Here is a 21312-nt window from a genome sequence, read left to right as displayed (position 1 = left end):
ACCAACATGGCCTTTTGCGGGCAACTTGCAAATACCGGAATGTTTGTACTCAATAGTATGCCGGCGCATGATCGCGCCCTTTGCAATCCTCGCTATTTTCTGCAAACAGGAAGCCATACCAAATCCATACCGAAACCATACCAAATCCATACTTCGAAAAGCGCCTCACAATGTCCGGAACCAATCACAACGCCGCCGATGGCTGGCAGGGCCCCGGGCCCGTCTTCGTCCTCGTTCGCCCACAAATGGGTGAAAACATCGGTGCGGCAGCCCGCGGCATGTGGAACTTCGGTCTCGACCGTCTGCGTCTGACCAACCCGCGCGATGGCTGGCCCAACCCGCGCGCCGTGGCAATGTCTTCGGGCGCTGCGCAAGTCATTGATAACGTAAATGTTTATGAGACCACCGACGAAGCGATTGCGGATCTCAACTACATCTACGCCACCACTGCGCGCAGTCGTGATCTGACGAAGAAGGTATTTACGCCGCAGGATGCGATGGCCGATGCCCACGCCCGGATCGCCCGCGGAGAACGCGTGGGAGTTCTGTTCGGTCCAGAACGGGCAGGGCTCGAAAATGCAGACGTCGTCCCCGCCAGCGCCTTGATCTCCGTTCCCGTAAACCCTTCATTTGCCAGCCTTAATCTCGCTCAATGCGTTCTACTGATGGCCTATGAATGGTCCCGCAGTTCGCAGGCGGCACTGCCGCACCCCGACAGCAAAGCCCCCCCGGCAAAGGCCCACGAAGTCGCGATGCTGTTGCAAAAGCTGGACACACGGCTGGAAGCCGCCGGCTACTTCTGGCCGGATCAAAAAGTCGCGAGTAAACGGGAGAACCTGCGCAACCTGATATCCCGTCTGGAATTGACGGATGCCGACGTGCGCACTTTACACGGCATTTTCAACAGCTTGGCCGACGGAAGCCCTGCGAGAAAATGACATCTTGTCGAGCCAAAGGGAAGGCCCTAGCTCCTGCTCAAAAGCACAGGTGATCAGATGACCTCCGGCCGAAGCATTTTTGAAGACGTCAGTGAAAACCACGCATTCGCGTCGCCCAAGGGCCCGAAACAGGATCCGCGAAACAATCGCGGGGCCGTTGTCAAATGGCTGTTCATTCTTTTCGCCCTCGTCGTCCTTATGGTGGCAGTCGGCGGCCTGACTCGCCTCACCGACAGTGGCCTGTCAATTACCGAATGGCGCCCAGTCACCGGTGCATTCCCTCCGACAAGCGAAGCCGACTGGACATCCGAATTCGAGAAATATCAGGCCAGTCCTGAGTACCAGATCCAGAACCAGGGCATGCAACTGTCAGATTTCAAACGCATTTACTGGTGGGAGTGGGGGCATCGGCAGTTGGGCAGGGTAATTGGCCTCGTGTGGGCCGCGGGGTTCCTATTCTTCCTGCTTACCCGCAGGATTCCCAGAGGATGGACAGGCCGACTGCTGCTGCTCGGCGGCCTCGGCGGCCTTCAGGGTGCCGTCGGATGGTGGATGGTCGCCTCCGGTCTGGTCGGCGCCCGCACCGACGTGGCCTCGTATCGGCTTGCCACCCATCTCGGCCTCGCCTTCATAATCCTCGGCCTGATTTCCTGGTACATCCTCCGCCTCAGACGGACGGAGGCTGAACTGCTGCAAGCTAGACGACGCTCGGACAGGCGATTGTCGAATTCTGGGCTGCTGCTGCTTGCCGTCTGCTTTGTCCAGATCCTCCTCGGGGCACTGGTCGCAGGCATAGACGCAGGCCGCAGTTTCACCGATTGGCCGCTGATGGGCGGCAGGTTTTTCCCTGCAACCGCATGGGACCTTGAGCCCATCTGGCGGAATTTGTTTGAGAATTCCGGTTTGGTCCAGTTCATGCACCGCATGTGGGGTTACCTTTTCCTCGTCCTCGCGGTTCTGGTCTGGCGTGTTTCGCGCCGGTCAGGCCAGACAGCGATCCGGAAGGCTTACGGAGCAATCCTGCATGGCCTCGCATTTCAGGTTCTGTTTGGAATCGCAACTGTATTGATGGCGGCGCCATGGTATCTCGGCCTTTTGCATCAACTCGTCGGCGTCGCTGTGTTTGTCACGATCATTCGAGCCCGTTTCGTGGCCTCCTACCCGCCGGACCAGAAGATCGCGAGATCATAGACCTTTCAGTTTTTCGGCTTCGCCGCAAATGCATGAATGGAAGCCGAGGTTTCCTGGAGCATCATATTCTCAGCCATGATCTCCGCCGTGTATTCATAAGCGGCCGCCAAGGGTAACTCGGCTTGTGCATAAAACGCCTCTTTGCCGACAGAGATGACACTATCGGATTTGCTTGCAATCAGTGTGGCGAGTTCAAGCCCCTCGGCCGACAACCTGTCGGCAGGAACCACTCGATTGATCAAGCCGACTTCGCGGGCGCGTTCCCCGTCGATAAATTCGCCGGTAAGCAGCATCTCCATAAGGGGTTTGCGTTGCATTGTTCTGCTCATCGCCACCATAGGGGTCGAGCAAAAAAGTCCTATATTGACACCGTTTACGCCGAACTGCGTGTCTGACGCCGCAACGGCCAGGTCGCAGGTAGCGACGAGTTGACATCCAGCAGCCGCAGCAACGCCGTGGGGCAGGGCGATCACCGGTTGCGGCAATTTCATGATACGAATCATCATTTCGGCGCTCTTGTTGAACAGTTGAACGAAGAACTCACGTCCACCGTCCTCATGATCCCGACGCGCGGCGTCCAGTTCCCGAAGATCGTGACCGGCGCAAAATCCCTTTCCTGCACCGGTCAAGAGCACTGCTTTGATATCTCTACGATCACCTATCTCACCGAGGACTTTTGTAAGGCTGTCAACCATTGCCTCCGATAAGGCATTGAAATTGTCGGGAGAATTCAATGTAAGTTTGGCAATGGGAGGTGCGTAGTCACAAACAACCAATGGCTTTTCCATAACGCGAACCTTAAGCAAGAACTGACAAGTAAACCCTCTCAGAAAAACGGGAGTGGGTACAGGGGGACAAATGGACATCAAGATGACGAGCGAAGAGTTGCACCGGTTTTTGCTGGACGTGTTTCCCCAAATTGGAAGTCGTATACGGGCGACAAAGCTCTTTTCGGGCGGCATCCACACGGTGATGTTGATCGACGAGGAAAACTTGCGCCCAGGCGGGACGGTTTCCGGACCTGCCATGTTCACCTTGGCGGACTGCACCTTCTATATGGCTATCCTCGCACACATCGGTCCGGAAGCGCTGACAGTAACTACTTCCTGCTCCATCGACTTTTTCCGAAAGCCACCTGCTGATGATCTGAGAGCAGAGGGACGGCTACTGAAGTTGGGGCGAACGCTCGCCGTCGGTGATGTCATGATATTCGGAGCGGAGGACGACAGACCAGTGGCCCACGCGAACCTAACTTACTCCATCCCCCGCGCGAGGAGTTGAGGTATATTAATACCATATTTATAAACGCCTGTTTTTGATGTGTTTTTCAGTGTAATTTGCCCTTGAAGTTACCGTGAAACTCTTTAGAAGTCCGGCATCCGATCCGGACGGCGCAATTGCGCCTTCAACATTCAGGACGACAAAATGAAAACCTACACCGCCAAACCGGCAGACATCGAAAAGAAATGGATCCTGATCGACGCCGAGGGCGTCGTTCTCGGCCGCCTTGCCTCCATCATCGCCATGCGATTGCGCGGCAAGCACAAGGCGTCCTTCACGCCTCACATGGACATGGGCGACAACGTGATCGTCGTCAATGCTGACAAGGTTCAATTGACCGGCAACAAGCGGGCCGACAAGAACTACTATTGGCACACTGGCCATCCGGGTGGGATCAAATCCCGCACGGCCGGACAACTTTTGGAAGGTCGTTTTCCCGAGCGCGTGATCCAGAAAGCCGTGGAGCGTATGCTCCCCGGAGGGCCGCTGAGCCGCAAGCAGATGTCCAACCTCCGCGTTTATGCCGGAACCGAGCACAATCACGAGGCCCAGTCGCCTGAAGTTCTGGATGTAAAATCCATGAACGCCAAAAATACACGGAGCGCATGAAGATGAGCGAAGACATCAAGACACTCGATGGTCTGAAAGACGCAGTTTCCGAAGATGCAGACGTTGCAGCGGTCGTTTCCGAAGCCGTCAACCGTGAGCCGGTTCGCGATGAGCTCGGCCGCTCCTACGCAACCGGAAAACGGAAAGATGCCGTTGCCCGTGTCTGGATCAAGCCGGGCTCTGGCAAGGTTACGGTCAACGGCAAGCCGATGAACGACTATTTTGCGCGGCCCGTTTTGCAGATGGTTATCGGCCAGGCATTTTCGGTCGCTGGCGTGGCAGGCGAGTTCGATGTCATGGCAACCGTCAAGGGCGGAGGTCTCTCCGGTCAGGCTGGTGCCGTGAAGCACGGTATTTCCAAGGCCCTCACACTTTATGAGCCGTCGTTGCGCCCAGCCTTGAAGGCCGCTGGCTTCCTGACACGCGACAGCCGTGTGGTCGAGCGGAAGAAATACGGTAAACGGAAAGCTCGTCGGAGCTTCCAGTTCTCGAAGCGCTGAACCTGTATTCTCCGAAAATCGCGAAAGGGCATGCAAAGGTTGCGTGCCCTTTTTTTATGGCCGCTATTCAAACTTGTGACCGTGCCATCGTCCAATCATGCGACTGGCGCCACTCCTGTTGACCATGTTAGCAAAACGCTGGAAGCGCCCGGGAGAACGGCGCGGCAACAGGAGGTGAGAATGGATCTCGGCATGACGGACAAGGTACGGCCACTATTGGAAGCCGTGCGGAACATGGTTGAGCATGAGATCAAGCCGCTCGATGAAGAATTTCACGCGGAGGTGGGCAAGGCCGGGGACAGGTTCGTCTACACAGAAAGAATGACAGAAATACTTGAAGGCCTCAAAGCCCGTGCGAAGGAACGAGGTCTTTGGAATTTCTGGCTTACAGACAGTACGAAAGGCTATGGCCTGACTACGGTAGAGTACGCTTATCTGGCGGAGGAGATGGGTAAAACCAGACTCGGTGCCGAAGTTTTCAATTGTAATGCCCCCGATACTGGCAACATGGAAGTGCTCGAGCGCTATGGCTCCGCAGACCACAAGGAGCGGTGGCTGGGCCCTCTTCTCGAAGGCAAATTACGGTCCGCCTACCTAATGACGGAGCCAGATGTGGCCTCATCCGACGCGACCAATATCAAGCTGGAATGCAGGAAGGACGGTGGCGACTATGTCCTCAACGGCGAGAAATGGTGGGCAACCGGGGCAGGCGACCCGCGCTGCAAGCTCTACATCGTAATGGGGCGCACAGGTTCGGATGAGGAACCGAAACATAAGCGCCACTCAATGTTCCTTGTGGATGCTGACACCCCTGGACTAGAAAAGATACGTCCGATGCAGGTCTACGGTCACGACGACGCGCCGCACGGACATATGCATATCTGCTTTTCCGAAGTGCGCGTGCCGGCGGCAAACTTGCTGCTTGGCGAAGGCAGGGGGTTCGAGATCGCACAGGGGCGGCTCGGACCAGGGCGAATCCACCACTGCATGCGAGCCATCGGCCACGCCGAGGCTGCTCTCTCCCTCATGTGCAAACGGTCCCTCGCTCGGGAGGCGTTCGGCAAACCAATTGCACAACTGGGTGCGAATTTCGACATTATTGCGGAATGTCGGATGGAAATTGAGCAGGCCCGATTGCTGTGCCTGAAGGCCGCCTGGATGATGGACCAGGGCGACGCAAGAGCCGCCGCCCCTTGGATCAGTCAGATCAAAGTGGTCGCACCGCGTGTAGCATTGAAGGTGGTCGATGAGGCAGCACAGATGTTCGGAGCGCAGGGCATAAGCCAAGACACACCACTGGCTGCTTCATGGACGCATCTGCGAACCCTGCGTTTGGCAGACGGGCCGGACGCTGTCCATCGTCGTCAGGTCGCAAGGGCGGAACTGCGCCGCTACACGAACGAAAAAATGTAAGTATGGGAGAGATCATCCTCGTTCGGCACGGCCAAGCATCCTTCGGTGCAGCGGATTATGACAAGCTGTCACCGCTGGGGCACGAACAGTCAGAATGGCTGGGCAGCTATTTTGCTGACCATGATATGCGTTTCGATACCGTTTTCCGTGGCGATCTCCTCCGACATCGGGAGACTTTTGAGGGCATCGCCTCTCGCTGTCCCCTACCGGAACCCAGAGTGGATGCGAGGTTCAATGAGTTGAACTATGATCTGATACAAGACGCCTACCTTGTTGCGGAGGGTCATGCGGCCCCGCGGAACCGCGAGGAGTTTCTCCATCATTTCCCATTGATTTTTGAACACTGGGCAGAGCGGCAAGTGGATTTCGAGCACGAAACATTCAATGTTTTTGCCGAACGGGTCGAGAATGCAATGAGGGCGGCATTGGTGCCGGATCAGACCACACTGATCGTCACTTCCGGCGGCGTGATTGGAGTGGCGTTGAGAGAGCTTCTGGGGCTGACGGTGCGCAAATGTGCGGAACTAATTCTCAACATTCACAATTCCAGCATCCACCGTCTCAGATATGAATGCTCCTCACTGAGACTTGCAGAATTCAATGCCTGCCCGCACTTGGCAGCCAGAGAGCGGACTCATGCACGGACTTTCATCTGATCAGGTAGCGCGTCTTGATCGCTATCTTTCGCGCCACGTCTCCGAAATTGGAAAACCAATTTCATTGTCAAAGACAAACTCGGGCCAGAGCAACCCAACCTTCATTCTTCAAAGCTCCGCCGGGAAATATGTGCTCCGAAAAAAGCCTGATGGTCCCCTTCTGCCAGCAGCCCATGCGATCGAGCGCGAATATCGAGTTATGCACGCACTTGCGGACACATCAGTAAACGTTCCGCAAATGATTCATTTCTGTGAGGACGAGACGATCATCGGCACATCCTTTCTGATCATGGAGTGGGTTGATGGGCTGACATTGAACGATCCGCGGTGCACGGAACAGAGCCCCGAACTCACTCGTACGATCTATGCCAACATGAATGCCATGCTTGCGTCATTGCACTCGATCGATGTGGATGCCGTCGGACTCGGAGATTTCGGACGTGCAGGCAACTATTTTGCGCGGCAATTCTCACGCTGGACACAGCAATATCGGGCCACAGAAACTGAAGTAATCGCCGAGATGGAGGAACTTCGCGCTTGGTTAGCGGCAGCGACGCCACCGGAAACCGAGCGTGAAACGCTCGTCCACGGTGATTGGCGGCTGGACAATCTGCTGATCGATGCACGAAAGGGCACGGTGAACGCCGTAGTCGACTGGGAACTGTCGACGCTTGGGCACCCATTGGCTGACCTTGCATCGCAATTGATGCAGTGGGCGATGCCGACCGGTGAAGATGGTCGTGGTTTGGCTGGTGTGGACCGAGCACAACTGGGCATCCACACTGATGATGAGTATGTCGAACTTTACGCCCGCAATGCCGGACTAAGCGACACCCCCGACCTCGATTTTCCTGTGGCTTTCAGCTTCTTTCGAATGGCCGCAATTCTTCAGGGCGTGAAAAAACGGGCATTGGATGGCAACGCCTCAAATCGCGAAAAAGCCCTGCGTTTGGGCACGTACGTGCCACTTTTTGCCCGTACAGCGCTAGAAAGGCTCAACGCGGCAGTCTGAGTGTCGCTTTCAGCCCGCCCAAATCACTGCTGTCGCCCAGTTCCAGGGTGCCACCGTGTGCGTGCGCTACGTCTTGCGCGATAGAAAGACCGAGCCCGACGCCGCCGCCCTTGTTGAGATTTCGGGAGTTGTCCAGCCGCAAGAACGGCTTTTTCACTTCGTCTCGTTTGTCTTCGGGAATTCCGGGGCCGTCGTCCTCGACGATGAATTCGCAGGTCTTCGGTAGCAATCGCAGAGACAATCTTACCTCGCTTCCATAATTCAGTGAGTTGCCAACCAAGTTCTGAAGGGCGCGGCAAGTTGCGTTGTAACGAAGCATGACCGATGCGTCGGCAGGCCGGTGATCTGGCAGTCTCAGATCGATTTCCGCACCGCCGCGTCGTGACCTGTCCGCAACGTCACGGGCAAGTGCAACCGTGTCTGCAAAAATGGGCTCCTCGCCATGATCGCCCTTGGCGAAATCCAGGAACGCATCGAGCATGGCTTCCATGTCATTCACGTCCCGCATCATTGCCTTGGCCTCGGGTTCGTCTTCCATGAGTTCTAAGGAAAGTTTCATGCGTGTCAGCGGCGTGCGCAGATCGTGGCTTACGCCTGTCAGCATCTGGGTGCGCTGCTCAATCTGTCGTTCCAGACGACTGCGCATCGAAAGGAATGTTGACCCCGCGCGTCGAATCTCCTCTGCGCCCGATGGTCGGTAGGGCAGGGAACGACCCTTGCCAAAAGCTTCGGAAACATTGGCAAGGTCCAGAATAGGGCGGATCTGGTTGCGCAGAAAAAGCGTTGCGATAACGATCAGGATGACGGATGCCAAGGCCATCACCACCAGCAATTGGTGTGGGTTGGTAGCGGTAACCCGCACTCGCGGAATCAGGGCGCTTAGAACACCTTTCTCCGTTGCCAGACGCACGGAAACCATTCGTGGGTCGTCCACCAGGTCGACGGAAACTTCTCCCCCGAGCAGTGAGCGCAATTCCTCTACCAGGGCGCGTCCAGAAAGGTCGAACCACCTTCGCCGACTTTGCCCGACATCTGAAACGGTCTCTGCCAAATCCATCGGCATCGCCAGCGGTCGTGCGAGATTGATCAGGCGAAGTTGAGCAATCTCGGCCGTCGGCGACGTATTTATTACCTGTTGGGCCACCGCCATTTCCCGGGCAATCGAGCGTGACATCTGGCGAGTCACGCCTTCGAAATGCCGCTGCACAAAAACAATGGAAACCAGAACCTGGAGAATAATCAGCGGAAGGATGACGATCAGTGCCGCACGGCTGAAAAGAGAGCGCGGCATGTAGCGTTTAGGGTCAATGATCGCCATGATGCCAAAGCGTTACGCAGGCAGAAGGTAGGAGGCAAGTCAGGAATTGACGCAAAAGGAACCAGTAAGATGGGTGCGCCCCGACCTCGCCTGCATCACGGCGCCAAATCCGGGACCGATGACTGGTGACGGCACCAATACCTACATTGTCGGTAGCAAGGATGTGATCATCATCGATCCCGGCCCCAACAACGAGACCCATCTTCGACGAATACTGAATATTTTGCCATCAGATGGCACCGTCGAAAAGATCATTGTCACGCATTCACATGTTGATCACACCAGTCTGGCCAGACGCCTGTCGGACAAGACCGGCGCGCCGGTTCATGCTTGGACAGGCGAACGACAGCCAGTGCGTGGTTTTGAAGGATTTGATATTCGCACCGTCGGCGGTGGCGAAGGTGTGGATGGGCAATTCAGGCCCGATGGATCACTGACCGATTGTCAGGTTTTGAACGTGGAAGGACGACAACTGCAAGTGGTTCATACGCCAGGCCATCTGCATGATCATATCTGCCTTCGCTGGCCGGAAGCGGGCATAGCCTTTACCGGAGACCACGTCATGGCGTGGTCAACCTCGATCATATCGCCGCCGGACGGTGATATGGGCGACTATATGCGTTCGCTTGAAAAGCTCTCGAAGTTCTCTGAAGAGTATTTCCTGCCCGGTCATGGCAACGCGATTTCGAATGGTCACGCCCGGATCGACGAACTGGCGTCACATCGGCGTACGCGCGAAGCGGCTATTCTGCGCGCGTTGGTGCTTTCTCCTCAGCCGTTGAAGGCATTGACCAAGACGGTCTATGCCGACGTTCCAGCACATCTTCACGGTGCGGCCGCCAGAAATGTTCTGGCTCATCTGCTTAATCTGGTAGACTGCGGCAAGGTTCGCTTTGCGGGTGGCCAGAAAATTGACGAGCTTTTATTTCTGCCTGAAATCTGAAGAAAATTCTGCGCTTTCTGCTGGACGTCGGAATCCGCCATTGATATAGCATCCGCCAGTGCCACAGGCTCCATTCCGGCGTAGCTCAGCGGTAGAGCATCGGACTGTTAATCCGCAGGTCGTAGGTTCGAATCCTACCGCCGGAGCCACATCACTAAATGCACCTCGGAAATGCGGGATGCGCTTAGCCTCCCTGTCTGCAAATATCATGAGTCTGTTCTTCCGCTTAGTTTTGGCAAAAACCAAAATGAGGGCGAGCGTACGATAACGTAACCTTAAGAATTGCCGAGCAAATTCTCACCAAGTCATTGTCGAGGTGTGAAGTGCTTGGTCAAGAATCGATGGTGTATGCGGACTCCGACGCTAACAATGCGGAACCTCTGCCATTGCAAACCTGTCTGCTCATTGATGATTCCCGCTATGACAGGCAGATCATAAAGCGGCTGGCACGTTCTGCTGGACTGGGACTCAAGTTCCTTGAGCTTAGCAATCTGCAATCCGCCCGTGCATTGATTCAGACTGAACCAATTGATCTCGTCATTGCAGACCAAAACCTGCCGGATGGTACGGGCCTTGAGTTTGCTAGAGAAATTCTCAGCGGCAAACTCGGCATTGGCGTACCGCTTATCCTTATGACCGGCCATGGTTGCGAGAAAACGGTTGCCGATGCATTCGACGCCGGTTGCATGGGCTATATGAGCAAATGGGATCTCTCCGAAGATACCTTAAAGCGAACTGTATCCCGGTCGTTCTCTGATTTTGCAAACGGCTATCGCATTTCTGTCAGCGCCGTAAGGAGAGCCTACGGGCCGAAAACTCCACCTGCAGCAAGTTGCTCCGACCTGATATCCAACCTTCATCCCCATCAGAAGAAACTCATGCGGCAGATCAGGGGCCTGAGGGTTGATGTGCAGTCCGGCAACAGCTTGGCGACACTGGCGCAGATCGATCTCCTGGAGGAAACGCTGGCAGCGATGAACGATACATGCGCGCTGTTTCTGAAGAGAAGTGGCGCGTGAGCGAACATGCGGTCAGAAATTTGGAAGATTGGGAGGGTAGGCAGGCTACCGGCCTGGAAATCACGCAACCTTCAGATTCCGAGTGTAAACTTCAAGAGATCTCGCGCGCCCATCATGATTTGATGGCCCCGGTAAGGGCATTGAAGCATCTTCCCGACTGGATTGAAGATGATAGTAGCGAGTGCGGCACCGAATTGCCCGGCACGGTTCTCGAACATCTCGTTTCGATACGATGCCAAAGTCGAAGGTTGGAGAGCCTGATCGAAGGTTGGGTCCGTTATCAGAGGTTGGAATTTCACAAGCATTTTTTTTCCGAAGTGCAGCCAGCCAGGAGGTTAGGTGAATTGGCTGATCTGATCCTTCCGGAGGGACCATGGCACTTCGAGATCATCGGGAACTGTGAAGTCCTCCAAACCGATGCCATCCTGTTCGATGAGGTGTTTTTCGAACTCATCTCGAACGCCGTCAAGCATCATGACAGATTTGACGGATTCATCAGGATTTGCATCACTTTCTTGAAGAGCGACGTATCGATAGCCGTGTCTGACAACGGCCCCGGCATACCTGATGACCTGCTTTCGTCAGCATTTACTCCTTTTCAAACCCTTCAACCACGTGATGAGGTTGAAGGGTCCGGTCTTGGCCTCAATTTCGTGCTGCGGGCTGTGGAGAAACTAGGCGGGAAAGTCTTGGCCGGCCGCGCAATGGCGGGCAGAGGCACAATGATTACCGTCTTTCTACCCAGAAATGGACAGTCGCCACCAACATCGGGGGTATAGTACCTTTACCTTTCCTAAACGTATTGCTTAGGTGTGATTCCCAGACCGGAAATAGAGTTTCCCCGGCCGTTCACGAGTAAATCCACGGTGCACATCTCAAACTATGAAAACGATAGCTAAAACAACTGAGTTGGCCGAATTTTGTGATCGTGCCAAAGAAAAACCGTTCGTCACTGTCGATACTGAGTTCTTGCGAGAGCGCACCTATTTTGCGCAGTTGTGCCTTGTTCAACTGGCATTCGATGGAGATGGTGCCGATGATTCAGCGCTTGTCGATGTTCTTGCCGATGGACTGGATCTGCAGCCACTCTATGATCTTTTTACCGACCCCAGGGTGGTGAAAGTCTTCCATGCCGCAAGGCAGGATCTCGAAATTTTTTACGTTGATGGCGGCGTCATCCCGGCACCATTGTTCGACACGCAGATTGCAGCGATGGTCTGCGGTTTTGGCGAGCAGGTAGGCTATGAAACGCTCGTACGCACTATTTGCAAAACAGGCTTGGACAAGTCCTCTCGTTTCACCGACTGGAGCAGGCGGCCGCTTTCCACGAAGCAGATGGAGTATGCTGTCGCGGATGTCACGCATCTCCGCGACATCTATCGTTTTCTTTCTGCAAAGCTGGCAGAAACAGAGCGGCATGCCTGGGTGTCGGAGGAAGTTGACGTCCTCATGTCGCCAGAGACCTATGTCACCGAACCCAGTGAGGCTTGGCGGCGTATCAAGACGCGTTCAAACGCACCGCGATTTCTTGGTGCAGTGCAAAAATTGGCTGAGTACCGAGAACGAGAGGCTATTCGGCGCAATGTACCACGCGGGCGAATTTTCAAGGATGATGTGATCGTCGAACTAGCGGCAACCCGACCGAAAAGCCTCGACGATCTTGGTAAAAGCCGCCTTCTCAACCGCGACAGTCGAAAAGGGGACACTGCGGACGCCATCCTCTCCGCTATCAGACAGGCCGCTGAAATGCCTGCAGAAGAGCTGCCCAAGGCACCCGAACCTCGAAAGCGAAAGCCGGGAGGCGAGGGGCTGGCCGATTTGCTGCGTGTGTTGCTGAAAGCGCGGGCGGAAGAAACCGGCGTTGCGCAAAAGCTGATCGCCTCAGCCGCGGATCTTGAAGAAATAGCGGCATCTGTCGATGCAAATGTCCCCGCATTCAAGGGGTGGCGCAGGACGGTTTTCGGTGCTGATGCACTGCGCCTGTGCCAAGGCGAAATTGCCCTTTCATCCAACGGTGCGAGCGTGACCATCGTCGAACTGTGAGCGTCAGCGCCCGATGCTGACACCGCCTGTCTGACTGACTATCCGAAAACCGCTAACTCCGGCGATTGCCTTGTCCGGCACAAAGGCTGCCGCTGTAAGTTGACGCGTTCGCACCGGCCCTGTCGGACTGTCTTCAACAGGCGGAAACACCCGAAACTGGTATGTAACGATCCCGTCTTCATCGGGCGCGCCGCGCCGTTCCGGTATCAGAACTGCGCCATAATAGCCTTGGGTAGGCGCCGTAGCGGTTGCCCGCAGTATCATGCCACGCAAAGCCGCTTCCGGTCGTACTTCAACGGGCGCGGGTACCAGTATAGAGCCTTCCGGCACGATCGTGCGACCTTCCGCAGACACCACGACGGGATCAGGATTTCCGCCACGACTGAACGGGTTGGAGCCTAAGGAGCCCAAGGGATTTGAACCCGATCCGTTGCCACATGCGGCAAGCGCCAGCAAGATACTACCAGTAATGACCGCACGCATCATTCAACTCCCTGACAACCTGTAAGACTTTGATAAAGAAGACAGTCGACAAACAAAACCCCATCTGGACCTTCCTGAGAGAAGCGCATATGTCAAGCAGACGCTGAAAGGCATGGAGAAAATGGCCGACACAAGTTTTGAGGACATAGCTTCCGATTTCGAATTCCTCGATGAGTGGGAGGACCGATACCGTTATGTCATCGAGCTGGGCAAATCCTTGCCTCCCATGCCGGAAGATCGGAAGGTGGAGGGCACGAAGGTGAACGGATGTGCCAGTCAGGTCTGGATCGTGCCAGAGATTGAGGGGCAGGGCCGTGACGCAATCCTTCGATTTTCAGGTGACAGTGATGCAATGATCGTAAAGGGACTCATTGCAATTCTCTTGACGATCTTCGACGACAAAAGCGCCAAGGCGATCCTCGCGGAAAGACCGTTGGAAGCGTTTGAACGCTTGGGCCTGACTGGCCATCTCTCGGCGCAAAGGTCCAATGGCCTACACGCGATGATCAAGCGGATCCGCAGTATTGCCACGGCAGTGGAAGGACAGACGGCATGAATATTTTCGCCGAACTACTGGAAGCCAGGGATTGGTTGATGGCGGATGGTGCTACGGGCACCAACCTTTTTGATATGGGACTGGAAGCGGGGGAAGCGCCGGAACTGTGGAACGTGACCGCACCGGAAAAAGTTCGGGCCGTGAACGAGGCAGCAATTGCTGCCGGCTCGGACATCGTCCTTACCAACAGTTTCGGGGGTACGAGTGCGCGCCTGAAGTTGCACGATGCGCAGGATCGGGTGAAGGAACTGAATGAGAAGGCAGCGAAGATTGCGCGTCAAGCGGCAGATGCCGCTGACAGGCCCGTGATCGTTGCCGGCTCTGTTGGACCGACGGGTGAACTCTTGTTTCCTGTCGGAACTCTGACCGAAGAGGAGGCAACAGAACTCTTTGCCGATCAGATTGAAGGATTGCTTTCCGGCGGCGTCGACGTGATCTGGCTGGAGACAATTTCATCCGCCGAAGAATACCGCGCCGCTGCAGCCGCGGCAGCCCGTCACAATGCGCCGTGGTGCGGTACGATGAGCTTTGACACTGCTGGTCGCACGATGATGGGCGTCACCGCGGCCGACATGGTGGCGCTGGTAGAGGCAATGCCCAACCGACCGCTGGCCTTTGGTGCCAACTGTGGAACCGGGGCATCGGACCTGTTGCGCACTGTTCTTGGCTTTACGAAGGCCGGGGCAGAGATTCCCATCATCGCGAAGGGCAACGCCGGCATTCCAAAGTTTGTCGATGGACATGTGCATTACGACGGCACCCCGGAACTGATGGGGGATTATGCGACGCTCGCGCGAGATTGCGGCGTCAGTATTATTGGCGGTTGCTGTGGCACCCGTGGTGTGCACCTTGCTGAAATGAAACGTCGGCTGCTTTCACATGTGCCGGGTGTTGTACCGGAACTGGCAACCATAGAGGCAAAACTTGGGCCGTTTTCATCCGGAGACGACGGCTCCGGCGACGCTCCGGTTCCAGTACGGCAACGCCGTCGGCGCAGAGGCTAGGTCGGTAACGTCGCGTTGCAGGTCGCTGGCATATCAGACGGTTTGGTGGCTAGGATTCACTTTGACCGAAACTCTTATCTAATGCGGGATTATCAGAAATGGCCAATGATGACGATCTGATCCTCGACGACCTTCCGGATGATGAGCTTGTCCTCCAGATGCACGACGATCTTTATGACGGCCTACGCGAAGAAATCGAGGAAGCCGTCAATATCCTGCTGAAGCGTGAATGGACGCCTTACGACATTCTTACTAAGGCACTTGTCGAAGGCATGCGGATCGTGGGCATCGATTTCCGTGATGGTATCCTGTTCGTTCCTGAAGTCCTACTGGCCGCGAATGCCATGAAGGGCGGAATGGCCATTCTGAAACCTTTGTTGGTGGAGACCGGCGCGCCGCGTCTCGGCAAGATGGTGATCGGTACTGTAAAGGGTGATATCCACGATATCGGCAAAAATCTCGTTTCGATGATGATGGAAGGTGCAGGTTTCGAGGTCCGGGACCTTGGCATAAACAATCCGGTCGAGAGCTACCTGGATGCCATTGAGGAAGAAAAGCCCGACATCCTCGGCATGTCGGCATTGCTGACCACCACGATGCCTTACATGAAGGTCGTCATAGACACTATGATCGAGAAAGGCATGCGCGATGATTACATCGTTCTAGTCGGAGGAGCGCCATTGAACGAGGAGTTCGGCAAAGCAATCGGAGCGGATGCCTATTGCCGTGATGCAGCGGTTGCTGTGGAAACTGCGAAGGAACTGGTCGCACGCAAACACAACCAGGCCGCCGCAGGCTGATTAGCCTCCGACAGTCGCCCGCTTCCGCATTCCCTTGAAACGCTGGCCCATGCTGGCGAGAAAGAGGATGTAACGGGACAACCAGCCGAGCCACCATGGATGATCGCCACGAAAGACATCCAGCAACAAAACAATTCGCGGGTTTTCGGAACGGTTGATCGCTTCATGCATAAAGGTGTCGTCCCAAAGCAGGTCATCGCCCTCCTTCAGGTGATAGGTTTCGCCGTCGATCACCAGTTCCGCGGCAGTAACGCCGTTTTCCAGTTCTTCCACGAGATATGCCAGATGATAACGCCACACCCCTTTGAACGGCCCGCGGTGAGGGCGGAGGTGTTTGCCCGGTGGGAAAACGCTGATCGTCGCTGAAACCACATCGGGGTGCTGCTTCAGGAAATCTTCCATCAGCGGCATTTGTTTCTGGTTTTCAGGATAGTCGTAGCCGTAAGCCCGCAAAGTGACCATTTTCCAAGGGATGTGGTCATGTTCAAAAAAGGTCTTTTGATGCGGCATAATCTCATGGTTGGCCGGCAATTCGCGGCCGGTAGTTATGGCCAGCGCTTCACGCCGAAATTCGGGGTATCGATCAGTGAGAACCTTTGCTGCGGGGAAATGCTCCGCCACGTCAACGACCGCTGGCGTCTTGAAGGCCGCTTCATAGGGCATACGAATAGCTTCCCGCCAGAAACGGTAGCCCCATGGCCCCCACTTGATGGCCTTGCGGACTTTCTGTTGAATGTCCATGCTCACCTCACATCCCTTTTGGCCAAAGCTCTAGCCGAGTTTTTGCCTTTGTTAAAGCCAACTTGGAGTGCTTGCAGCAAATGAGTGTTCATGTCGAAAAAGCCTCTGAGGACAAAGTTCTTCTGCTTGCATGCGGTGCGTTGGCCCGGGAAATTCAGGCGCTGATCCGCGCGAATGGCTGGCAGCATATGGTCCTGCACTGTCTGCCTGCGCAGTTGCATCTGACCCCGGAAAAGATACCGGATGCGGTCGAAGCCGCTGTAAATTCGAAGCGGGCTGAGTTCGCGACAATTTTGGTGGTCTACGCCGATTGCGGCACCGGTGGATTGCTGGAAGCCAGATGTCGGAAACTCGGCGTGGAAATGATTGCCGGTCCGCATTGTTACAGTTTTTTCGACGGAAACGAGGCTTTCGCTAACGCCCAAGAAAGCGAGTTTACGGCGTTCTTCCTCACGGATTTCCTTGTAAGGCAGTTCGATGCCTTTGTATGGCGACCAATGGGTCTCGACAGGCATCCGGAACTTCGGGACATGCTTTTTGGTAACTACACGACCCTTATCTACCTCGCGCAGACCGACGACCCCGAACTAGATGCCAAGGCAGAGGTCGCAGCGCGGCGGCTTGGACTTGCCTACGAGCGGCGCTTCACCGGTTACGGCGATCTTGCGCGTGCCCTTGCTGCCATTGCCTAAAGGTATTCGGCACGCACCAAACCATACTTGGCCATTTTCTCGTTCAACGTACGTCGCGGGAGTGCGAGTTCCGACATCACCGACGAGACCGCCCCGCGGTTGCGCCGCAGAGCGTTATCGATCAGCATTTTTTCAAACGCTTCGACATGTTCCCTTAGGGGCTTCTCAACTGTAATTTCCGGCAGGATCGCAGGGGCGTCATCATCCTGAAGCAGGTTGCTGATACCTTCCTCACCTCGGCGCTTCTGCAGGACAGCCCGCTCGGCCACATTCATCAACTGTCGAATGTTGCCGGGCCAACGAGAGTGAATCAGTTGGGCAGCCTCTTCCGCCGAGAGTTCCGGTGCCTCGCAACCATAATCCTCGGCAAAACGTGAGCAAAAGCGGTTGAACAGCATCAGGATGTCCTCCCCGCGCTCGCGCAAGGGCGGCGTGGTAATTTGCAAGGCTGTCAACCGGAAGAACAGATCCTCACGCATGCCCTCTGGGACATCTGCAGTTGAGTTCACCTGTGTCGAGACAGAAATGAGACGCAGGTTGCGGGGGGCCACCGTGGTATCGGCACCGTTGGCCCGTTCGAGTTCGGAGGCCAGGCGTGCCTGCAGCGCCGGATTGATCACCTCGAAGTTTTCAAGACACAACGTGCCTTCGTTGCTACGCTCGATTGCCGGAAGTTCACCCACCCGGTCGGACGGTCCGAACAGGAGCTTCTCAAGATCCTCCTCGTTATGGGCAGAGCAGTTGACATAGATGAAAGCCTTGCCTTTTCGCGGACCGCAGGCGTGCAGAGCATGTGCAATCAGACTCTTGCCGGTACCTGTTTCGCCAGAAATGAGAACGTGACCGTCCGCTTGCGCAATATCGAGAATGTTTTCTCGCAGCCGCTCGATGACCTGTGAACTGCCGGCGAGTTTGCGCAGCAGCATCGTTCCGTCGCTCATTTCACGCCGCAGGTTCCGGTTGTCGATTGCTAGCCTGCGCGTAGATGCCGCGCGCTTTACCAAATCGGAAAGTCTTTCCGGATCAAACGGCTTTTCGATGAAGTCGTAGGCACCGATCCGCATCGCCTCCACAGCCAGGGCCACATCGCCGTGGCCGGTAATCATTATTACGGGAAGCGCGGGATCGAGGCTCTGGAGCCTGCGCAAAAGGGCCATCCCATCCATGCCAGGCATCCGGATATCGCTGATGATCACACCGGGATAGTCGGCCCTGACCACCTTCAGCAAATCTTCGGCCGAGCCATACGTTTCCGTCTGGCAACCCGACAAGCTGAGCCACTGTGCGATCGAGTTCCGCATATCGGCTTCATCATCAACAATTGATACAAGTGTTTTCTCGGACATCAGCTCTACTCCGCGGCTTTGGTCGCTATACTGGATCTACTGGGCATCTGCAGTTCGAAGATTGCCCCTTTGGGTTCGGCGTTGCGGGCGGTCAGGCGGCCTCCGAGTTCACTGGCGATGCCGGCAGAAATCGCAAGGCCGAGGCCGACCCCCTCACCGGGGCGTTTGGTGGTGTAGAACGGCTCAAAAAGCGCGTCTGGGTCCTCCAGACCGGTTCCGTTGTCCCGGACTGTCAAACGGGTCATATGCCCCTTTGTTACGAGGATTTCGATCCAGGGTTCCGGCTCGCCATCCACCGCCTCAATTGCATTCCGCAACAGGTTGACGATGATTTGGTCCAACCGCACCGGATCGGCACTAACCATCACCGGATGCGGGGGGAGTATTTTCTTAATCTCGACCCGAGAGCCGCGCAACTGCGGTGACATCATTGCAAGGCTTCCATCGACGGCATCTCGCAAGTCTACCTCGATGGGCTCGTCGGATCCTTTGCGAGCGAAGGACTTCAATTGCCGGGTAATCGCACCCATGCGCTCGATCAAATCGTCGATCCGGTGAAAGCTGGAGATGGTTTCATCGGCCCGGTCCTGTTTCAGAAGCAGCCGAGCACCGGCAAGGTACGTCTTCATTGCGGCGAGTGGCTGGTTAAGTTCATGGCTGACTGCAGCTGACATCTGGCCAAGAGCCGCCAGTTTCGACGCCTGTTCCAGGCTCTGCTCCGCCACTTCGAGATTGCGCTCGACACGCTGCCTTTCTTCGATCTCCTCAGACAAACGTGCATTCAAACGGCGCAACTGCTCCGATTCCGCGGCGATCTTTCGGGATTGTCGTTTGAGGCGAGTATTCCCGAGATAGAGGCCAGCCGCCATCAGGAGGGCAAGTGCCATAATCTCGAGTGCGAGAATGCCATTCACGCGCGAGCGAACGGAGTCGATTCGGGCAAAGTACGTCAGACGCCAGCCACGAAACCCTGTCTTGATCTCGCTGCGAAGTAGCAAGTTGTCATTCAGAAAGATGTAAGGATTTTCTTCCGCAGAGTTCCGGGGGGTATGAAAGGCGGTAAATACGGTGTTGCCAGTTGGCGCTGCTGCCAGCACGCTGCTGAGCGTGTTGCTCCGCCAGAACGGGTAAGACGCAAGTACGATATTGTCTTCACTATCCGTCACGACGACGGTGTCACCGCGCCGCTTCCAGCTTTCCTCCAACTGGCTCAGATCAACCCGGACGACAATTATGCCGAGCGGCGCTTGCTGGTCCTGGATTCGTCGCGAATATTGAAAATTTAGCAGTCGATCGTTGTCGGCACTTTGCGTGACAGTAAAGCCGGTACCAGCCTCTCGCAGCGATGTCACATAGTAGGGTTGGTCAGCTAGGGATTTTCCGATCTGCCGCCTGTCGCTCGATGCCACCACTCGACCGTCAAGATCAAGTAGGTCGATCGAAGACGCGGAAATTTCCGCTGTAAATTCAATAAGGCGCCGTGATGTATTCGTGTAATCCTGTGAGCGGAGCGCCGATATGAACACCGGGTCCCGGGCAAGTACGAGAGGCAACAGCGCCTGCCGCTCCAGCATACTGATCATGTTCCCGGAATACAGCGCTGCCGTGAGCTGGCTCTGTTTGCTCAACGTATCGGTGAAGCGTTGCGTCAGGAACGAATTGCTGAAGATGATGGTCGCAGCGCCGGCAATGAAAAGAACGATGACAAGCAGACGCACTCGCCAGGGCGACCCGGCGGCTTTCTTCTTGATCAGACGTTGTTTGCGACCGTCATTCTGCATCGCGACACGCTAGGCTTTTGACCGGAGACGCTCAAGCCTTCGGGATTGGCATCGGCGTCAAACCGCCGTTGCCATACCATGAAGGAGGCCCTCAAAGAGCTTCTTCCCGCCTGTCAGTCCGTGAACCGGCTCCACTGCCCGTTCCGGATGCGGCATCATACCAAGACACCGGCGATTTTCAGAGAGAATTCCAGCGATGTCATTGAGCGACCCGTTGGGATTCTCCGCATAACGGAAAGCTATCCTGTCTTCTTTTGCAAGGAGAGCCAACGTGTCGTCGGGCGCAATGTAGTTACCGTCATGGTGGGCCACAGGCAGCATGATTTCCTGGCCACGTGAATAACCTTGAGTGAAGAAACTCTGCGTGGTTTCGACCAACAGAGGCACCGGTTTGCAAATGAACTTCAGGGAACGGTTACGCATCAACGCTCCCGGCAGAATCTTCGCTTCGATCATCACTTGGAAGCCGTTGCAGACCCCCAGCACGTAACCACCGCGAAGCGCGAAATCGGCGACGGCCTGCATAATCGGCGCACGAGCCGCAATGGCACCACAGCGAAGAAAATCCCCAAAGGAAAATCCGCCGGGAATTGCCACTACATCAAGATTGTCCGGCAATTTGGTTTCCTTGTGCCAGACCATCTGCGCCGGGCGACCGCCGGCATTGCTCAGGGCGACCGCCATGTCCCGATCGCAATTTGACCCTGGAAAGACGATGACGGCCGACCGCATCAGGCGACCATCTCGATGGAGTAGCTTTCAATGACAGTGTTGGCGAGCAACTGTTCGCACATCGCCGTGACCTTCTGTTCGGCCTCGGACTCCGATGTATCATCAAGGTCAAGTTCTATCAGCTTTCCTTGCCGAACTCCGTTAACACCATCAAATCCCAGTGTTCCCAACGCGTGCTTGATTGCCTGACCCTGCGGATCAAGAACACCCTGGCGCAAGGTGACCGTTACACGTGCCTTCATCTCCGCGCTTCC

24 protein-coding genes and 1 tRNA gene are annotated in these 21312 nt (G+C 55.8%); 17 read left to right on the top strand and 8 right to left on the bottom strand.

The window, feature by feature from the left end:
- The first annotated feature begins 170 nt into the window (after positions 1 to 170).
- Both GO499_RS06450 and ctaA read left to right on the top strand, forming a co-directional pair.
- Positions 171 to 938 carry an RNA methyltransferase gene (locus GO499_RS06450; protein ID WP_161861432.1) on the top strand — a complete coding sequence of 256 codons (768 nt, stop codon included), beginning with the start codon at positions 171 to 173 and terminating at the stop codon, positions 936 to 938.
- Between the two features lie 57 nt (positions 939 to 995).
- Positions 996 to 2129: a heme A synthase gene (gene ctaA, locus GO499_RS06445; protein WP_161861431.1), complete on the top strand. Its 1134-nt coding sequence runs from the start codon at positions 996 to 998 to the stop codon at positions 2127 to 2129.
- A 5-nt stretch (positions 2130 to 2134) separates the two neighbouring features.
- Here the strand turns inward: ctaA and GO499_RS06440 are convergent, their stop codons facing one another.
- Positions 2135 to 2917, bottom strand: coding sequence for an enoyl-CoA hydratase (locus tag GO499_RS06440; RefSeq protein WP_161861430.1), 783 nt, complete (start codon positions 2915 to 2917; stop codon positions 2135 to 2137).
- A 70-nt stretch (positions 2918 to 2987) separates the two neighbouring features.
- On the opposite strand from GO499_RS06440, the gene GO499_RS06435 reads away from it, so the two are divergent.
- From GO499_RS06435 to GO499_RS06410, 6 genes are all read left to right on the top strand, one after another.
- On the top strand, positions 2988 to 3410 hold the full coding sequence (locus GO499_RS06435; protein ID WP_161861429.1) for a PaaI family thioesterase: 423 nt from the start codon (positions 2988 to 2990) through the stop codon (positions 3408 to 3410).
- A gap of 144 nt (positions 3411 to 3554) precedes the next feature.
- Positions 3555 to 4019 carry a 50S ribosomal protein L13 gene (rplM, locus tag GO499_RS06430; RefSeq protein ID WP_161861428.1) on the top strand — a complete coding sequence of 155 codons (465 nt, stop codon included), beginning with the start codon at positions 3555 to 3557 and terminating at the stop codon, positions 4017 to 4019.
- A gap of 2 nt (positions 4020 to 4021) precedes the next feature.
- Positions 4022 to 4519 (top strand): 30S ribosomal protein S9, encoded by a 498-nt coding sequence (gene rpsI, locus GO499_RS06425; protein WP_161861427.1) that lies wholly within the window; start codon positions 4022 to 4024, stop codon positions 4517 to 4519.
- 180 nt (positions 4520 to 4699) lie between these two features.
- The gene (locus tag GO499_RS06420; RefSeq protein ID WP_161861426.1) at positions 4700 to 5932 is read left to right on the top strand and encodes an acyl-CoA dehydrogenase family protein; all 1233 of its coding nucleotides are present in this window, start codon (positions 4700 to 4702) and stop codon (positions 5930 to 5932) included.
- Positions 5933 to 5934: 2 nt separating this feature from the next.
- Positions 5935 to 6588 carry a histidine phosphatase family protein gene (locus GO499_RS06415; protein ID WP_161861425.1) on the top strand — a complete coding sequence of 218 codons (654 nt, stop codon included), beginning with the start codon at positions 5935 to 5937 and terminating at the stop codon, positions 6586 to 6588.
- A complete protein-coding gene (locus tag GO499_RS06410; RefSeq protein WP_161861424.1) occupies positions 6569 to 7600 on the top strand; it encodes a phosphotransferase family protein in 1032 nt (343 codons plus the stop codon). The genes GO499_RS06415 and GO499_RS06410 overlap by 20 nt, the downstream gene beginning before the upstream one ends.
- Here GO499_RS06410 and GO499_RS06405 read toward each other — a convergent pair.
- Positions 7584 to 8918, bottom strand: a complete 1335-nt coding sequence (locus tag GO499_RS06405) for an ATP-binding protein (RefSeq protein WP_161861423.1) — start codon at positions 8916 to 8918, stop codon at positions 7584 to 7586. The genes GO499_RS06410 and GO499_RS06405 overlap by 17 nt on opposite strands.
- Positions 8919 to 8991: 73 nt before the next feature.
- On the opposite strand from GO499_RS06405, the gene GO499_RS06400 reads away from it, so the two are divergent.
- The 5 genes from GO499_RS06400 (at position 8992) to rnd (ending at position 12923) form a co-directional block, all read left to right on the top strand.
- Positions 8992 to 9861 carry an MBL fold metallo-hydrolase gene (locus GO499_RS06400; RefSeq protein WP_161861422.1) on the top strand — a complete coding sequence of 290 codons (870 nt, stop codon included), beginning with the start codon at positions 8992 to 8994 and terminating at the stop codon, positions 9859 to 9861.
- 74 nt (positions 9862 to 9935) lie between these two features.
- Positions 9936 to 10010: transfer RNA gene (locus tag GO499_RS06395), tRNA-Asn, on the top strand.
- A 174-nt stretch (positions 10011 to 10184) separates the two neighbouring features.
- Positions 10185 to 10880, top strand: coding sequence for a response regulator (locus GO499_RS06390; RefSeq protein ID WP_161861421.1), 696 nt, complete (start codon positions 10185 to 10187; stop codon positions 10878 to 10880).
- The gene (locus GO499_RS06385; protein WP_161861420.1) at positions 10847 to 11659 is read left to right on the top strand and encodes a sensor histidine kinase; all 813 of its coding nucleotides are present in this window, start codon (positions 10847 to 10849) and stop codon (positions 11657 to 11659) included. Before GO499_RS06390 ends, GO499_RS06385 begins: the two co-directional genes overlap by 34 nt.
- A 103-nt stretch (positions 11660 to 11762) precedes the next feature.
- Positions 11763 to 12923, top strand: a complete 1161-nt coding sequence (gene rnd / locus GO499_RS06380) for a ribonuclease D (RefSeq protein WP_161861419.1) — start codon at positions 11763 to 11765, stop codon at positions 12921 to 12923.
- 3 nt (positions 12924 to 12926) lie between these two features.
- Here the strand turns inward: rnd and GO499_RS06375 are convergent, their stop codons facing one another.
- Complete coding sequence (locus GO499_RS06375; RefSeq protein ID WP_161861418.1) at positions 12927 to 13409, bottom strand: hypothetical protein; 483 nt, start codon at positions 13407 to 13409, stop codon at positions 12927 to 12929.
- A 118-nt stretch (positions 13410 to 13527) separates the two neighbouring features.
- On the opposite strand from GO499_RS06375, the gene GO499_RS06370 reads away from it, so the two are divergent.
- The 3 genes from GO499_RS06370 (at position 13528) to GO499_RS06360 (ending at position 15766) form a co-directional block, all read left to right on the top strand.
- Positions 13528 to 13962 (top strand): SufE family protein, encoded by a 435-nt coding sequence (locus tag GO499_RS06370; protein WP_161861417.1) that lies wholly within the window; start codon positions 13528 to 13530, stop codon positions 13960 to 13962.
- A complete protein-coding gene (gene bmt, locus GO499_RS06365) occupies positions 13959 to 14966 on the top strand; it encodes a betaine--homocysteine S-methyltransferase (protein WP_161861416.1) in 1008 nt (335 codons plus the stop codon). The genes GO499_RS06370 and bmt overlap by 4 nt, the downstream gene beginning before the upstream one ends.
- A gap of 98 nt (positions 14967 to 15064) precedes the next feature.
- Positions 15065 to 15766, top strand: coding sequence for a corrinoid protein (locus tag GO499_RS06360; RefSeq protein WP_161861415.1), 702 nt, complete (start codon positions 15065 to 15067; stop codon positions 15764 to 15766).
- Here the strand turns inward: GO499_RS06360 and GO499_RS06355 are convergent, their stop codons facing one another.
- Positions 15767 to 16507 (bottom strand): aspartyl/asparaginyl beta-hydroxylase domain-containing protein, encoded by a 741-nt coding sequence (locus GO499_RS06355; RefSeq protein ID WP_161861414.1) that lies wholly within the window; start codon positions 16505 to 16507, stop codon positions 15767 to 15769.
- Positions 16508 to 16587: 80 nt separating this feature from the next.
- Here GO499_RS06355 and GO499_RS06350 point away from each other — a divergent pair, with 80 nt between their 5' ends.
- Complete coding sequence (locus GO499_RS06350) at positions 16588 to 17199, top strand: DUF1638 domain-containing protein (RefSeq protein ID WP_161861413.1); 612 nt, start codon at positions 16588 to 16590, stop codon at positions 17197 to 17199.
- On the opposite strand, the gene GO499_RS06345 is transcribed toward GO499_RS06350, so the two are convergent.
- From GO499_RS06345 to purS, 4 genes are read right to left on the bottom strand one after another with little or no spacing between them, the layout of a single operon-like run.
- Entirely contained in the window at positions 17196 to 18545 is a 1350-nt protein-coding gene (locus GO499_RS06345; protein WP_161861412.1) for a sigma-54-dependent transcriptional regulator, read from the bottom strand. The genes GO499_RS06350 and GO499_RS06345 overlap by 4 nt on opposite strands.
- A gap of 5 nt (positions 18546 to 18550) precedes the next feature.
- On the bottom strand, positions 18551 to 20326 hold the full coding sequence (locus tag GO499_RS06340) for a sensor histidine kinase (protein WP_161861411.1): 1776 nt from the start codon (positions 20324 to 20326) through the stop codon (positions 18551 to 18553).
- A gap of 57 nt (positions 20327 to 20383) precedes the next feature.
- On the bottom strand, positions 20384 to 21058 hold the full coding sequence (gene purQ / locus GO499_RS06335) for a phosphoribosylformylglycinamidine synthase subunit PurQ (RefSeq protein ID WP_161861410.1): 675 nt from the start codon (positions 21056 to 21058) through the stop codon (positions 20384 to 20386).
- Entirely contained in the window at positions 21058 to 21300 is a 243-nt protein-coding gene (gene purS / locus GO499_RS06330; RefSeq protein ID WP_161861409.1) for a phosphoribosylformylglycinamidine synthase subunit PurS, read from the bottom strand. Before purS ends, purQ begins: the two co-directional genes overlap by 1 nt.
- Positions 21301 to 21312: the final 12 nt, after the last annotated feature.

The organism is Algicella marina (assembly GCF_009931615.1).
GTDB classification, from domain to species: Bacteria; Pseudomonadota; Alphaproteobacteria; order Rhodobacterales; family Rhodobacteraceae; genus Algicella; species Algicella marina.
Note: the sequence above shows the minus strand (reverse complement) of the source record. Positions and strands in the feature narration are given on the sequence as shown.

Bases quoted from the DNA above. Each gene is read 5' to 3' on its own strand.
- GO499_RS06450 (WP_161861432.1), top strand. From the start codon at position 171: ATGTCCGGAACCAATCACAACGCCGCCGATGGCTGGCAGGGCCCCGGG.
- ctaA (WP_161861431.1), top strand. From the start codon at position 996: ATGACCTCCGGCCGAAGCATTTTTGAAGACGTCAGTGAAAACCACGCA.
- GO499_RS06440 (WP_161861430.1), bottom strand. From the start codon at position 2,917: ATGGAAAAGCCATTGGTTGTTTGTGACTACGCACCTCCCATTGCCAAA.
- GO499_RS06435 (WP_161861429.1), top strand. From the start codon at position 2,988: ATGGACATCAAGATGACGAGCGAAGAGTTGCACCGGTTTTTGCTGGAC.
- rplM (WP_161861428.1), top strand. From the start codon at position 3,555: ATGAAAACCTACACCGCCAAACCGGCAGACATCGAAAAGAAATGGATC.
- rpsI (WP_161861427.1), top strand. From the start codon at position 4,022: ATGAGCGAAGACATCAAGACACTCGATGGTCTGAAAGACGCAGTTTCC.
- GO499_RS06420 (WP_161861426.1), top strand. From the start codon at position 4,700: ATGGATCTCGGCATGACGGACAAGGTACGGCCACTATTGGAAGCCGTG.
- GO499_RS06415 (WP_161861425.1), top strand. From the start codon at position 5,935: ATGGGAGAGATCATCCTCGTTCGGCACGGCCAAGCATCCTTCGGTGCA.
- GO499_RS06410 (WP_161861424.1), top strand. From the start codon at position 6,569: ATGCACGGACTTTCATCTGATCAGGTAGCGCGTCTTGATCGCTATCTT.
- GO499_RS06405 (WP_161861423.1), bottom strand. From the start codon at position 8,918: ATGGCGATCATTGACCCTAAACGCTACATGCCGCGCTCTCTTTTCAGC.
- GO499_RS06385 (WP_161861420.1), top strand. From the start codon at position 10,847: ATGCGCGCTGTTTCTGAAGAGAAGTGGCGCGTGAGCGAACATGCGGTC.
- rnd (WP_161861419.1), top strand. From the start codon at position 11,763: ATGAAAACGATAGCTAAAACAACTGAGTTGGCCGAATTTTGTGATCGT.
- GO499_RS06375 (WP_161861418.1), bottom strand. From the start codon at position 13,409: ATGATGCGTGCGGTCATTACTGGTAGTATCTTGCTGGCGCTTGCCGCA.
- GO499_RS06370 (WP_161861417.1), top strand. From the start codon at position 13,528: ATGGCCGACACAAGTTTTGAGGACATAGCTTCCGATTTCGAATTCCTC.
- bmt (WP_161861416.1), top strand. From the start codon at position 13,959: ATGAATATTTTCGCCGAACTACTGGAAGCCAGGGATTGGTTGATGGCG.
- GO499_RS06360 (WP_161861415.1), top strand. From the start codon at position 15,065: ATGGCCAATGATGACGATCTGATCCTCGACGACCTTCCGGATGATGAG.
- GO499_RS06355 (WP_161861414.1), bottom strand. From the start codon at position 16,507: ATGGACATTCAACAGAAAGTCCGCAAGGCCATCAAGTGGGGGCCATGG.
- GO499_RS06350 (WP_161861413.1), top strand. From the start codon at position 16,588: ATGAGTGTTCATGTCGAAAAAGCCTCTGAGGACAAAGTTCTTCTGCTT.
- GO499_RS06345 (WP_161861412.1), bottom strand. From the start codon at position 18,545: ATGTCCGAGAAAACACTTGTATCAATTGTTGATGATGAAGCCGATATG.
- GO499_RS06340 (WP_161861411.1), bottom strand. From the start codon at position 20,326: ATGCAGAATGACGGTCGCAAACAACGTCTGATCAAGAAGAAAGCCGCC.
- purQ (WP_161861410.1), bottom strand. From the start codon at position 21,058: ATGCGGTCGGCCGTCATCGTCTTTCCAGGGTCAAATTGCGATCGGGAC.
- purS (WP_161861409.1), bottom strand. From the start codon at position 21,300: ATGAAGGCACGTGTAACGGTCACCTTGCGCCAGGGTGTTCTTGATCCG.